We start from the raw sequence: 13,352 nt of genomic DNA, 5'->3' as shown, positions 1-13,352 counted from the left end.
GAATAGGCATGAAAAACTTACAACGCATTTTGATCGCCAATCGGGGCGAGATTGCTCTGCGTGCGATTCAGACCATTGCCGAAATGGGGAAACAATCCATCGCCATTTATTCCATTGCTGATAAAGACGCACACTATCTCAACACGGCCAGTGCCAAAGTGTGTGTGGGTGGGCCCAAGTCCAGTGAGAGTTACCTAAACATCCCAGCCATTATCAGTGCGGCCGAGCTCTTTGAAGCCGATGCGATCTTTCCGGGTTATGGCTTTTTGAGTGAGAATCAAAACTTTGTGGAGATTTGTAGCCACCATGGCTTAGAATTTATCGGTCCTAGTGCGCAGGTGATGGCTTTAATGAGCGATAAATCTCAGGCTAAGCGGGTGATGAAAGAGGCGGGGGTGCCCGTAATTGAGGGGAGCGAGGGGACTTTAAAAAGTTACGCAGAAGCCCAAAAAGTCGCCCAAGCAATCGGCTTTCCGATCATGATCAAGGCAGCTAATGGCGGGGGTGGGCGGGGCATGCGCGTGGTCGAAGATCCTAATTTGCTCAAAAATCTCTACCTAGCTGCTGAGACAGAGGCTTTAAGTGCCTTTGGAGATGGGAGTGTTTATATTGAAAAGTTCATCAAAAATCCTAAGCATATTGAGGTGCAGATTTTAGCCGATAAGCATGGGAATGTGGTGCATGTGGGCGAGCGGGATTGTTCCACCCAAAGACGGCAACAAAAGCTCATTGAGGAAACTCCAGCGGCGATCTTAAGTCCCTCTGTGCGCCAAAAATTGCTAGAAACTGCCATTAGGGCTACTAAACATATTGGGTATGTGGGGGCAGGGACTTTTGAGTTTCTGCTAGATGCCAACGGGCAAGATTTTTATTTTATGGAGATGAATACACGCTTGCAGGTGGAACACACGGTGAGCGAGATGGTGAGCGGGTTAAATTTAGTGGAGTGGATGATCAAAATCGCCCAAGGCGAAAAGTTGCCCCCTCAAGATCAGATCATCTGCCAAGGGCATGCCATTGAGTGCCGGATCACTGCTGAGGACCCTAAGAATTTTTACCCCAGTGCTGGGCGGATCACCTCTTGGATTGCCCCGGGGGGAATTGATGTGCGCTTGGATACCCATGCCTATGCGGGTTATGTAGTGCCGACTTTTTATGACTCCATGATTGGCAAGCTCATCGTGCATGCGCCCAGTCGCGATCAAGCCATCTTGAAAATGAAACGCGCCTTGAGAGAGTTTTATGTGGAGGGGATTAAGACGACCATTCCCTTTCACTTGGACATGTTGGACAATCCCGACTTTAGACACAATAAAATCCACACGAAGTACTTAGAGAAATGAGGAAGCCATGTATGCTGATAAAATCCAAAATATAGCCGAATCGCAAACCATTGCGATCACCACCCTAGCCCAAGAGCTCAAGGCTCAAGGCAGGGATATTTTAAGTTTTAGCGCGGGGGAGCCCGATTTTGACACGCCCAAGAGTGTCAAAGAAGCCGCGATGTCAGCTATCCAAAAGGGCTATAGTAAATACACCCCGGTGAAGGGAATCCCCGCACTTTTAGACGCGATTTCATGCAAATTTAGGGAGGAAAACCAGCTGGATTATAGCCCTGGTGAGGTGATGGTGAGCAATGGGGCTAAACAGTGCTTGTTTAATGTCTTCCAAGCCTTGCTCAACCCCCAAGATGAAGTCATCATCCCTGCACCCTACTGGGTAACTTACCCCGAATTGGTGCGCTATAGCGGGGCTAACCCGGTTTTTATCCCCACCAACGCCCAAAGTCAATTTAAGATCACTCCCGATCAGCTCAAAAACGCCCTGACTCCCAAGAGCAAAATTTTAGTGCTCACCAGCCCTTCTAACCCAACCGGCATGGTCTATAGCCAAGAGGAGTTACAAGCCCTAGCCCAAGTGCTACAAAATACCAATGTTTGGGTATTAAGTGATGAAATTTATGAAAAGTTGGTCTATGAGGGGTCATTTTATAGCTTTGGGGCTATAGAGGGCATGTTGGAACGCACCATTAGTGTGAATGGCTTGAGCAAGGCTTTTAGCATGACAGGCTGGCGTGTAGGTTTTTTAGGCACTAAGGATAAAACTTTGCTCAAACACATGGTCGCTTTGCAAAGCCATAGCACATCTAATATCAACTCTATCGCCCAGCATGCGGCTTTGAGTGCCTTAAGCGGAGTGGCGCGCGTGGATGTGGAACGCATGCGCCTAGCCTTTGAAAAACGCCGCGATCTCGCCTATAATTTGATCAGCCAAATCCCCGGGATTAAGGTTTCCAAACCCCAAGGAGCTTTTTATCTCTTTTTTGAGATTGGACAAAATAGCTTGGACTTTTGCCAAGACTTGTTGGAAAAAGAGGGCGTGGCTTTGGTGCCCGGTATAGCCTTTGGCATGGAGAGTTTTGTGCGCCTCTCTTATGCTTGTTCGGAAGAACAAATTAAAACCGGGTGCGAGCGTCTAGCACGCTTTATGCATGGCGATTAGCCAATGGCGATTAGCCAATTTTAGCTACAATGAAACCAGCAAGATTAGAAAGGAGTCCTGTGTCTGAACCAGTTCTAATTTTAGACAAGCTGTCTAGACAAGAGAGATTGCTTTTATTCCATTTGCTCCAAGCCTTGCACCAGCGACCCGCTCTTGATCTAGATTCGCAAAGTTTATCTGCTCTTAGTCCATTGGGTGTGGATGCCCTAGTGCGTTTTTTAGAAAAAGCCCGTGGTTTTAGCCTGTTGTTAGAGGAGGAGGCAAACCAGCACCACTACCCTCTTTTTAGTATGCTCCATTTGAATCGCAATCGGCTGTCTTTAAGACTTACACTCAATCCAGCATGTGCCGGTATTTTGGAGTCTTTGCCCTATACCCTCTCGGATTTACAAGAGTTGCAAGCGTTGAGCCGACAATATAGCAAAACACTTTACCGCCTTTTGCAACACTCCAAGCACATGCACATGGTGCGTTTTGAGTGGGAGGACTTTAAAAAGCGCATGGGAATCCCGCCCAGTTGTAAAAGTAACTACGCCTATAACCAGATTTTGCGCCCCGTGCTCCTAGAGTGCAAACGCTACACTATTAGCTTGTGCCAACTGAGCATGTCTAGGTCTATTAAAAATAAGTGTTTGCACTTTGTAGATTTTAAGTTCAATACCCGCTCGCCCGTGTTGCACCGCCAAAACAAACTCGATTCTCTAGCCAAACAACTAAGTGCCCAGCTTGAATGCGATCAATCTTTGAGTTTTGAGATCATGAACCCCAAGCCTAGAAGTGTCAAAGAAAAACACCATCTCATTAATTTGCACAATCATGGCTGTAGCCTCTTGGCCACTTTTTATAACCAAAGCGCACACCAAGAGTGGGGCATGCACTTTGAAAATTTAGAAAGCTTGTTGGGTTATATGCGATGTAGTCAGGATCACCTATGAGTTCCGGGCTAGCCGGGGTCGTGGCAGGTTCTAGCGCGATCTGCCAGTGTGCAGATGGCTTAACCTACCGGGGTTATGCCATTGAGGAGTTGGCTTCTTTGGCTAGTTTTGAGGAGGTCGCACATTTACTCTTAGTGGGGCACTTGCCCAACCAAGCCCAGCTAGAGAGTTTTAAAACGCAGTTGCAACAATACCGCGAATTACCCATGGGCGTTAAAAAGACTTTGCGCGCGCTAGGCTCAGGGCATCCGATGGATATTTTGAAAGCGGGTGTGGTGGCTTTGGGGTGCATGGAGGCTGAAAGCTTGGATTTTAGTGATCAATATGATAAAGCCTTGCAAATCTTAGGGAGTCTGCCCTCTATACTCTTGTATTGGCACCATTACCACAAGCATGGCAAAGAAATTTCTTTGCAAGATCATACCAGCACGGCACATTTCATCCTAGAACGCTTAAGAGGGCAAGAACCTTTGTGGGTGGAAGTCAAGGCGATGGATGCGATGCTGATTTTGTATGCCGAACATGGCTTTAGTGCTTCCACCTTTGCTAGCCGCATCAGTGCCTCCACCCTCTCTGATCTACACTCATGCGTGGCAACTGGGATTGGCACGCTCAAGGGACGTTTACATGGTGGGGCGAATGAATGGGCGATCCAGTTGATGCTAGAATACTCCAGTGTAGAGGAAGCCCTCAAGGGGATCACCAAACGCCTAGCCAGTAAGGAAAAAATCATGGGCTTTGGACACCGCCTTTATAAAATCGCTGATCCTAGAAGTGCAGTGGGCTTGGAATTAGCCCAAAAGCTTAAAGGTTTGGGCGATCCCAAGCTCTTTGACATCGCTCTAGCCATCAAAGATCACATGCAAAAAGAGAAAAACTTGCCTGATAATATTGACTTTTTTGGCGGGCTAGTCTATCACTACCTCAAGCTCCCGCGCCTTTATTACACTCCTCTTTTTGTGATGTCGCGTGTGGCGGGCTGGATTGCCCATGTCTTTGAGCAACGCGCAGATAATAAGATCATCCGCCCTAACTCAGACTACACTGGTCCGGCCAGGTGTTCTTTTAAGCCTATTGCTTAATGCTTAAAAGGGTCTCGATCATCCGATCGATGGCGGTGATAACTTTGGCATTGGCGGCGTAACCGCCCTGAAATTTGATGAGATTGACCATCTCTTCATCGGTATTTACAGCAGAGATGGAGTCATGCTCTTTTTTCACCACTTGCAAAACCGCATCCTTGCTCTCTAAGGTGCGTTGCGATCGCTCTGCCTCTGTGTGGATCTTACTCGCCACAAACTGGTAGTATTCCTCAATGGTCATCGGTTTATCGTTAAATTTGCTTTGATAAAAATCCACTTTATCGTATTGGAGCTGTTGCATCATGTTGGCTACGTCAAAGTTACCCTTGATAGGTGCAAGCCATGGGCGTAAGGCTGTGGGCTCTTTTTTGTAAGTGTCGTTGATACGGATATCCCGAGCACTGCTCCCCTCAAAAAAAGTATTCAAGCCTAAAGCACCGGTAAAATTGGTCCCATGATCCTTGATGGACACAAAAAGACCTTGTGATCCGTTTTTGGGTTGGATACTGAATTGTTTGGCTTTATTATCAAAATGCGCCACAAAATAATCATCAAAATCATTGGTTGTGTTGTTATCGTGGTTATCATCGCTGTTGGCGTTGATCTGATCGATCACATCGCGCATGGTGGTGATCGGGCTGATTTGAATCGTTTTTTTGGCGATGACCTGCCCATCGGTGTTGTAGGCGATCAAATCAAAACTCCCACTCTTGATGTTGTAATGGGTGTCCTTGAGGGCTTGATCATCTTCAAAATTGACGACCTTGCCCTCAATGCCGTGGCTAGCACTTTGGGCATAAATGGCATTGGTGGCTTCAATAAAGCCCTTAGCAAAGGTATCAAGGGCATCTAAATAATTTTGCAATTTGCCCTTGATTGTGCCATTGGAGCCATCATTATAAACCCCCATTAGTGCCCCAGCTTTGCCCTGATTGATCTTATCGGTGATATTGACCACCTTAAAATCATCGCCCCGAAAATAGATTTGTGCTAACTCGTTGGCGTTGTCGTTATTCTCCACAACCAAAGGGTGGAAGATGGGTCCATCCACGATATTAAACCCGTAGGCGACATTGAAAACATACCCATCATCAAAATCAGCCGCCTTAATGTCGTTGATCGAGTTGGTTTGCACATGCTTTTTAGACACATTCCCCCCGATGAGCTCTTTTAAGTGGAACTCTAATTGATCGCGTTTGTCGCGTAGCTCGTTGGCTTGTTTGAGCATTTTAGGGTCTTCCATCTCTTTGAGGTGGCGGTTGATCTTGGCGATCTCAGAGCCTAAGCGATTGACTTCTTTGATCGTGCTGACCAATTCGTGGCTGGCTTTTTTTTGCAAATCCAACAAGCGCGCGCGCGTGTCGTGGATATTTTGGGTTAAAGTTTGGGTTTTTTGCACCAAGGCCTGTTTTTGGGCGGGCTCTTTGGCATTTTTGGCTAAGTCCTTCCATGCGTTAAAATATTCCTTTAAGTCGCTATAGATCCCCACTTCGTCCATGTCGGGGAAATAAGAGGAGGCTTCGCGCAAATTGTCAAATTGGGTGCTATAAAAGGTGTGTTCTTGGTTGGCGCGTGCATATCTGGCAAAGACAAAATCATCATGTACGCGCTGGATGGTCTGCACATCCACGCCCATATTCACATTGCGTTCGGCATAGCCAATGGATGTTTGTGGCGTGGCGATCACGCGCTGGCGACTATAAAACTCATCGTTAGCATTAGAGATGTTGTTACCCGTAACATCCACCATCACTTGGTGGGCTTGCAAACCGGTGTAGGAGGTATTTAAAGAAGAGAGGATTCCGCCCATAACCCCCCCCTTAAGCTTGGACTTGCAAAAAGCTACTAGCGATCGTTTTTTGCTTGTAGTAGCCCGTGCTTTCATGTGGGATAATCTGTTGCATCAAAGAGGAATAAAACTCTGAGAGGGCAAAAACCACCCGGGCATAATCGGCATTGATCTCTTTAAGCGTACCTAAGAGAGTGCGCATTTGCTTTAAAAGCACCGATCCACGCTCATCTAAGAGCTCGGGCAAGGGTTTATCGGGGTTTTGCTCCATCAACTTGATCATCTCTTGATCGAATAAACACTTACAAGTCTCAAAAGATTGGATACGCTCTTGTTTGAGCGCATTGCGTGCAAAGATCACTTCGTGTTTGGCAAGTTTGACATCTTCCAAATCCTGAGTGGTAAAATCAATGAGAGCTTGCAAATCCGCTACAGATTGTTCAAGATAAGTATAAAGCATGATCACCCCTTAAGATTTGGAATAGCCAAACTCAAGGGAGACCCTTAGTCTGACCCTCCTAGCTAAGCAAATCCTGTGCCATCTTATGGGAGGTTTTATCTAAATCCACTTTGTAATTCCCCTCTTCAATGGCTTTTTTGATTTGGGTGGCCTTGTCGCTAGCATGGGTTTCTTGCTGGAGCTGGCTATCCTCTGGACTCTTGGCAGGTGTAGGGTTCTCATGGACGCTATTATTGGCAACATGCGACACACGAGGTTGTGTATTTCCGATAGAATTAAGCATGCCGTCCTTCCCAATTTGGTTTAGTTTAACCCAATCGGCTAAAATAGCAAAATTTTTAGCCCTAAAATTTTTTCATGGATTTATCGATCTCATCGCGTAGTTGTGTCGGGGTTGTGCGTAATCCCTTGTTATCTGAAAAATCAGCAAATGCACTTGTAGGTCCATGGATAGTCCAGATCATCAAGCCTGATAAAACGATGCAAAAAATCAAAAAAGTAGCGGTGGGCACAAGCCAAATCTGCCAGCGCGATTCTTTAAAATTTCTTTTCACTGCGTGTCCTCCAAAAAAACATGGATTTATAAGTTATTCTACAATATAATGACCTCTTTAGTTAATTAAAGGGAGATGCGTGATTGGCAAAGCAATTCTAGCTTGGGCGTGTTGTGCGGGATTAGGGTTTGGTGCGGTAGCAGAGCAGTTGGTGTGGGAAAAGGGCATGACCTTGTTAAGGTTTTTGGATAAAAATAACATCGATTCCAAAATCTATTACAATCTTTCTTTTCAAGATAAAGAATTGGGCACCGAGATTAGAGCCGGTATGCCCTACTATGTGCTCAAAGACGATCAAGGGAAATTACTGCAGGTGCTCGTGCCCGTGAGCGAAGCGGTGCAGTTACGCTTGAGTCGGGATAAGACAAGCGATCAATTTCACTTAGACTTTATCCCCATTGTTTTCACCACGGTTCAAAAAAGTCTCTTTATGCGGGTTAAAAAATCTCCCTATAGCGATATTTTAAGAGTGAGTGGGAATGCCCACCTAGCCAAAGAGTTTATCGCCATCTATAAAAAAACCATCAATTTTAAACGGGTGATCAAAGGCGATCAACTAGGAATCATCTACACCCGTAAATACCGCTTGGACAGGCCTTTTGGTTCGCCTAATATCAAAGCGGGTATGGTCGAAACCCACCGCAAAAGCCATTATATCTTTGCTTATAAGAGCAAATATTACGATGAAGAAGGTAAGGAGGTGGTGGATTTTCTCTTGGAAACGCCCGTGCGCTATTCGCGTGTTTCCTCTAAATTTTCACAAGGGCGCATGCACCCCATTTTAGGCGAAGTGCGCCCGCATTATGGCGTGGATTATGCTGCCAAACAAGGGAGCTTGATCAAATCTGCCACCGATGGCTACATTGTGTCTATTGGGAGGAAGGGGGGGTATGGGAATGCCATTGAAATCAAGCATGGCAATGAATTGCGTTTGCTGTATGCCCATATGAGTTCTTTTGCCAAAGGTCTTAAAATGCATAGTTATGTAAGAAGGGGGCAGGTTATTGGCAAAGTCGGGAGCACCGGACTTAGCACAGGCCCACACCTACATTTTGGCGTGTACAAAAACAACCGCCCCATTGATCCACTCGGGCGTATCCGCACGGCCAAGAATCAGTTAATGGGCAAAGAAAAGCATCTCTTTAGCCAAGCGATCCAGCCCTATAAGGATATTTTAGAAGATGCGCGATCCTTTGAATACGCCCAAAAAGAAACCCCTAAGATTACCTATTAATGCCTAAAATCGCCTATAGCAATATCCAAGTCATCGATTGCCCCAACTCTCTTTATTTCAAGCCCAAACGCATTCTTTATGAAGAGGAAGGCGTATCCAAAAGCTGGGACATGGTTAGGGTGCATGATAGCGTGGCAGTCCTACTCTACCATATGCAGAAGCAAAGCTTTGTGTTGGTCAAGCAATTCAGGCCCCCGGTTTTTGTGAGCGCGTGTCTGTATGGCGGGCAAACCCATGATGGCTACACCTATGAGCTTTGCGCCGGGATTGTGGATAAGACCCATAAAAGCATCGAAGAGATTGCATGTGAGGAAGTTTTGGAGGAATGCGGGTATGAGGTTACGCCCAGCATGCTCGAAAAAATCGGTGTCTTTTACAGCACAACGGGCATTAGCGGGAGCAAGCAGACCATGTTTTTTGCCCCTATTGCTCAAGAACACTACCGACACAAGGGCGGGGGCGTGGGGATTGAAAATATTGAGCTTATCTATCTTCCACTTGCTGAGACTGAAGGTTTTATCCAAGATGAACAAAAATGCAAGAGTATTGGGCTGGGCTATGCGCTGACTTGGTTTCAAAACTATTGCAAGGATCGCCATGCTTAAAAGGTGGTGTCTAGGCTTTTTGGGTTTTAGCTTGGCTTTTTTGCACGGGATGGCCTGGAATGAAGTCCTCAAAATCAACATCGATGCGGTGGATACGCATAAAAAAATCGTGCGTTTCCAAGCCTATAATCTCAAAGTGGGCGAGACCGGCTATATTTTGGCCAAATTGACCGACTACAATGTGATTGCCGCTAAGGTAGAAGTGGTGAATGTCCGTGATGGGGTAGCTTTTGGCAAATATGGGGAATATAGCGTGATGAAACAACGCCATTTGCCCACCCCTAGAATGGTGCCCAAAAAAGGCTACATGGCAATTTTTAGAGAATTTAACCATCAAGCCTTTTTGGTCGCCCCCGACTCGCATTTGTATGAACAGATCAAGGATCATTATCCAGACATCAACTTTATTAGTTCTGATCTGCTCATGCTCTTTTTTAATGGATTTGACCCCTCAGCGCGATCTTTTCGAAGGGCTTGTGATATTTATAGTGTGGGCTTGCTCTTTTTGGTGAGTACGGATCGCCTCAATATCTTAGATTGCCAAAGCTTTGCGGTGCTAGAGAGTCAAAAACTCGATACTTCCAAGGTCCGTCGCACTTCTGCCCCCTTTTTTTCGCGCGTAGAGGGCGTGGATCGGGGCACTTTGGGTAAGGTGCTTTCAGGAGGCAAGTCCAAAAATTACTTTAGTTTTTATGACAACTTGCTCAAAAAAGAGGCTCAAAAAAGATTAGAACATGCCGTTAAGGCTGAGCAAAGACGTGAATATGAGATGGAAATGAGAGAGGCTAAAAGTGCCCAAGAAAAGAAAAGCGTGAGGGAGCAATACAAAAAGGAGAAAAAAGAGGACAAAGAAAATATCACCCCCAAACTCTCCAAACAAGAAAAGGACGAGGAAAAGAGCTTAGATCAAGTGGGGGCTCAAGAGAGGGCTAAAGAGGATTTGGAGGACAAAAGAGAATACCAAAAGGAATTAGCCAAAGAAAAGGCAGAGCAGAAAGCCCAAAGAAAAGCCAAGAGAAAGGCTAAAAAAGAGGCGAAAGAAAAACTCAAGCAAGAGCAACGTTTAGAAAAAGAGCAGGGAGATCAAAACCCATAAGGAGCGTCCATGCTAGAGCCTAGCCATGCCAGCTATCTTAAAAATTTGGTCGGGGAGGGGAACTTCTATGATGATTCCCCACACCTTAGTGCCTACGCCTACGATGCCACCAAAGAGCGTTATTTGCCCGATGGAGTGATCTTTGCTAGAGATGAGCACGATATTAGCCAAATTTTAGCTTATTGTAACATGCACAAAATTATTGTCGTGCCCAGAGGGGCGGGAAGTGGTTTTACTGGGGGGGCTCTGAGTGTGCGTGGGGGGCTGATCTTGAGCTTGGAGCGCATGGATCAAATTTTAGAGATTGATGAAAAGAATTTGATTGCACGGGTGCAACCCGGGGTGATCAACAAACATTTTCAAGAGGTGGTTGAAAAACGTGGGCTGTTTTACCCCCCCGATCCAGCCAGCCAAGATCAAAGCACTTTGGGGGGGAATGTGAGCGAGAATGCCGGGGGGATGCGTGCAGCCAAATATGGGATCACCAAAGACTATGTGATGGCTTTAAGGGCTGTGTTGCCCAATGGGGACATTATCCGTGCGGGCAAAAAGACGATTAAAGACGTGGCTGGATTCAATGTGGCTGGGATTTTGATCGCTAGCGAGGGGTGCTTGGCTGTGATCACCGAGATGACCTTGAAGCTCTTAGCCAAACCCAAGTTACGCCAATCAGCGATGGGTGTTTTTAACAGCATCAAAGAAGCGATGGAGGCGGTGTATAAGAGTATGGCTAGTGGGGTTACCCCTGTGGCGATGGAGTTCTTAGACAACTTAACCATCAACGCGGTCGAACAACGCTTCAATAAGGGGTTACCCATCGGGGCTGGGCAATTTTGATCACCCAAGTAGATGGGAGCGTGCCCGAGCAAATCAGCTGGCAACTCCAAGAGATTGAAAAGCATTTTAGGGAAAATGGGTGTGTGGATTTTAAAATCGCCCAAACCCCTCAAGAAGAAGAGAATCTTTGGTTTTCACGGCGCAACGCCTCTCAGAGTATCAGCGTCTATGGCAAGAAAAAATTAAACGAAGATGTTACCGTGCCCCGCGCTAGTCTGCCGGCCCTGCTTGAAGAAGTGGGGCGTATCAGTGTAGAATATGGCTTTGCTATCCCGTGTTTTGGGCATACTGGCGATGGGAATGTGCATGTGAATGTGATGGTGGCCAATCCCTCTGATCGAGCCCAGTTAGAGAAAGGACACCAAGCAATGGAGGCGATTTTTAAGGTAGCCATTGCCTTAGAAGGGACTTTGAGTGGGGAACATGGGATCGGGCTGTCTAAGGCTAAGTTTATGCCCCTAGCCTTCAATGAGTCCGAGATGGCACTCTTTAGGCGTATTAAACAAGCCTTTGACCCCAACAACATTTTAAACCCCTTCAAAATGGGGCTGTGATTTTAGCCTTTTTTAAACCCCCAAAGAGCTTCCCTAGCCCCTATCTAGCCTTGCGCACAGATGACAAGGGCTTAGTGAGCCTAGACTTTGTAACACAAGCACCAAGCACCCCAAAGCCTGATATTTTGATGCAGGCGGTGTTAGAGGCTTTAGAGGGCTATTTTAGTGGGGGGCTTAAAAACTTTGATTTGCCCTTAAGTCTAGAGGGTTCGCCCTTTGAAAAACAAGTTTGGCACGCCTTGCAAAATATCCCCTACGCCCAAACCCGCACTTACCAAGAAATTGCCCACGCCATTAACAAACCTAAGGCTTATCGCGCTGTGGGCAATGCAAACCACAATAACCCATGCCCCATTGTGATCCCATGCCATAGAGTGGTTTTAAAAAATGGCGCACTAGGGGGCTATGGGGGTGGGGTGGCGATCAAGGCTTGGCTCTTAGAGCATGAAAAAAAGGTTTTGGAGCAATGAAGTATTGTATTTTTCTACCTTGACATGCCTGCCCTACTTGGCTATCATAGTTATTTAAGACTAGGAGAGCGCATGCAAGGGAGTGATAGAATTTTTGTAGCTGGGCATAGGGGTTTGGTGGGGCGCGCGATGGTGGCGTGTTTGCAAGAACAAGGTTTTGACAACTTGATTTTAAAAACCCACTCTGAGCTAGATTTAACACAACAGAGTGCGGTGGAGCAATTTTTTGAGATAGAACGCCCCGACATCGTCATTTTGTGCGCGGCTAAAGTGGGGGGGATTTTAGCCAATCACACCTACCGCGCGGAATTTATTTATCAAAACCTAGCCATCCAAACTAACACCATTCACTGCGCTTACAAGTATGGGGTTAAAAAGCTCCTCTTTTTAGGCTCAACCTGCATTTACCCTAAGCAGAGCCCCCAGCCCATTAAAGAGCAAGCCCTTTTAACTAGCCCCCTAGAGCCCACTAACGAACCTTATGCCATTGCCAAGATCGCGGGCTTAAAGATGTGCGAAGCCTACAACGCCCAATATGGCACGAACTTTATCAGCGCGATGCCCACCAATTTATATGGCGAACACGATAATTTTGACTTACACGATTCGCATGTCCTGCCCGCACTCTTAAGAAAAATGCACTTAGCCCGCTTGTTAGAGAACGATCGCCTAGATTTGGTGTTGCAAGATTTGCAGATGTCTAGCCAACAAGAAGCCTTAAATCTCTTAGAACAACACGGAGTGAGCGCGCGGGGGGTGCGCATTTGGGGCAGCGGCGCGCCTAGACGCGAGTTTTTGCATGTGCGCGATTTAGCCCGGGGGTGTGTATTTCTCTTACAACACCAACAAGCTAGTGCTACACTCAACCATACCAATATTGGCACGGGGGAGGATATTAGCATTAAAGATTTAGCCAACTTGATTAAAGAGATTGTGGGCTTTAAGGGGGATTTAGTCTTTGACCCCTCTAAGCCCGATGGGACTTTATTAAAATGTAGCGATGTGAGCAAGATCGCTAATTTGGGTTGGCGCGCAAGCATCCCCCTAGAAGAGGGGATTAAAAATCTCTATGAATGGTATCAAAACAAGTAGGGCAATAAGATTAGGCGAGCTTGGGTTATCAGATTATGTCAAATGCCAATGCGTTTTCACACACGGGAATCTATGTGGGTGGGGGGCAGATTGTGCATTTGACCGGCAAATTTAATGGGAGTCGCATTGAAAAATGCGCTTC

13 protein-coding genes and 1 pseudogene are annotated in these 13,352 nt (G+C 46.4%); 10 read left to right on the top strand and 4 right to left on the bottom strand.

Translation table 11 applies throughout. The annotated features are described in order from the left end of the window. Positions 1-8: 8 nt before the first annotated feature. From EAO36_RS06165 to EAO36_RS06150, 4 genes are read left to right on the top strand one after another with little or no spacing between them, the layout of a single operon-like run. Entirely contained in the window at positions 9-1,343 is a 1,335-nt protein-coding gene (locus EAO36_RS06165; RefSeq protein WP_120948521.1) for an acetyl-CoA carboxylase biotin carboxylase subunit, read from the top strand. A gap of 7 nt (positions 1,344-1,350) precedes the next feature. Continuing rightward, positions 1,351-2,502: a pyridoxal phosphate-dependent aminotransferase gene (locus EAO36_RS06160; protein WP_120948520.1), complete on the top strand. Its 1,152-nt coding sequence runs from the start codon at positions 1,351-1,353 to the stop codon at positions 2,500-2,502. A 59-nt stretch (positions 2,503-2,561) separates the two neighbouring features. Beyond that, positions 2,562-3,437, top strand: coding sequence for a replication initiation protein (locus tag EAO36_RS06155; RefSeq protein WP_235852396.1), 876 nt, complete (start codon positions 2,562-2,564; stop codon positions 3,435-3,437). Further along, positions 3,434-4,519, top strand: coding sequence for a citrate/2-methylcitrate synthase (locus EAO36_RS06150; protein WP_120948519.1), 1,086 nt, complete (start codon positions 3,434-3,436; stop codon positions 4,517-4,519). Before EAO36_RS06155 ends, EAO36_RS06150 begins: the two co-directional genes overlap by 4 nt. On the opposite strand, the gene flgK is transcribed toward EAO36_RS06150, so the two are convergent. The 4 genes from flgK to EAO36_RS08490 form a co-directional block, all read right to left on the bottom strand. Beyond that, a complete protein-coding gene (gene flgK / locus EAO36_RS06145) occupies positions 4,509-6,329 on the bottom strand; it encodes a flagellar hook-associated protein FlgK (protein ID WP_120948518.1) in 1,821 nt (606 codons plus the stop codon). The genes EAO36_RS06150 and flgK overlap by 11 nt on opposite strands. Positions 6,330-6,339: 10 nt before the next feature. After that, complete coding sequence (locus EAO36_RS06140) at positions 6,340-6,768, bottom strand: hypothetical protein (RefSeq protein ID WP_120948517.1); 429 nt, start codon at positions 6,766-6,768, stop codon at positions 6,340-6,342. Between the two features lie 58 nt (positions 6,769-6,826). Beyond that, positions 6,827-7,051 carry a flagellar biosynthesis anti-sigma factor FlgM gene (locus EAO36_RS06135; RefSeq protein ID WP_120948516.1) on the bottom strand — a complete coding sequence of 75 codons (225 nt, stop codon included), beginning with the start codon at positions 7,049-7,051 and terminating at the stop codon, positions 6,827-6,829. A 61-nt stretch (positions 7,052-7,112) separates the two neighbouring features. Continuing rightward, complete coding sequence (locus EAO36_RS08490; RefSeq protein WP_162983093.1) at positions 7,113-7,322, bottom strand: hypothetical protein; 210 nt, start codon at positions 7,320-7,322, stop codon at positions 7,113-7,115. Between the two features lie 79 nt (positions 7,323-7,401). On the opposite strand from EAO36_RS08490, the gene EAO36_RS06125 reads away from it, so the two are divergent. The 6 genes and pseudogenes from EAO36_RS06125 to EAO36_RS06100 all read left to right on the top strand — a co-directional run bounded on the left by EAO36_RS06125 (position 7,402) and on the right by EAO36_RS06100 (position 13,210). After that, entirely contained in the window at positions 7,402-8,556 is a 1,155-nt protein-coding gene (locus EAO36_RS06125) for a peptidoglycan DD-metalloendopeptidase family protein (protein WP_120948514.1), read from the top strand. Then, complete coding sequence (locus tag EAO36_RS06120) at positions 8,556-9,161, top strand: NUDIX hydrolase (RefSeq protein ID WP_120948513.1); 606 nt, start codon at positions 8,556-8,558, stop codon at positions 9,159-9,161. Before EAO36_RS06125 ends, EAO36_RS06120 begins: the two co-directional genes overlap by 1 nt. Then, positions 9,154-10,257, top strand: coding sequence for a plasminogen-binding N-terminal domain-containing protein (locus EAO36_RS06115; RefSeq protein ID WP_120948512.1), 1,104 nt, complete (start codon positions 9,154-9,156; stop codon positions 10,255-10,257). The genes EAO36_RS06120 and EAO36_RS06115 overlap by 8 nt, the downstream gene beginning before the upstream one ends. Before the next feature lie 9 nt (positions 10,258-10,266). Further along, positions 10,267-11,648 (top strand): annotated as a pseudogene (locus tag EAO36_RS06110) (FAD-linked oxidase C-terminal domain-containing protein). Next, the gene (locus EAO36_RS06105; RefSeq protein WP_120948510.1) at positions 11,645-12,118 is read left to right on the top strand and encodes a methylated-DNA--[protein]-cysteine S-methyltransferase; all 474 of its coding nucleotides are present in this window, start codon (positions 11,645-11,647) and stop codon (positions 12,116-12,118) included. The pseudogene EAO36_RS06110 and the gene EAO36_RS06105 overlap by 4 nt, the downstream one beginning before the upstream one ends. A 72-nt stretch (positions 12,119-12,190) precedes the next feature. Beyond that, complete coding sequence (locus EAO36_RS06100; RefSeq protein WP_120955854.1) at positions 12,191-13,210, top strand: GDP-L-fucose synthase family protein; 1,020 nt, start codon at positions 12,191-12,193, stop codon at positions 13,208-13,210. The last annotated feature ends 142 nt before the right edge of the window (positions 13,211-13,352 follow it).

The sequence above is a fragment of the Helicobacter mehlei genome, assembly GCF_003660265.1.
In the GTDB taxonomy this organism is placed as follows: domain Bacteria; phylum Campylobacterota; class Campylobacteria; order Campylobacterales; family Helicobacteraceae; genus Helicobacter; species Helicobacter mehlei.
Note: the sequence above shows the minus strand (reverse complement) of the source record. Positions and strands in the feature narration are given on the sequence as shown.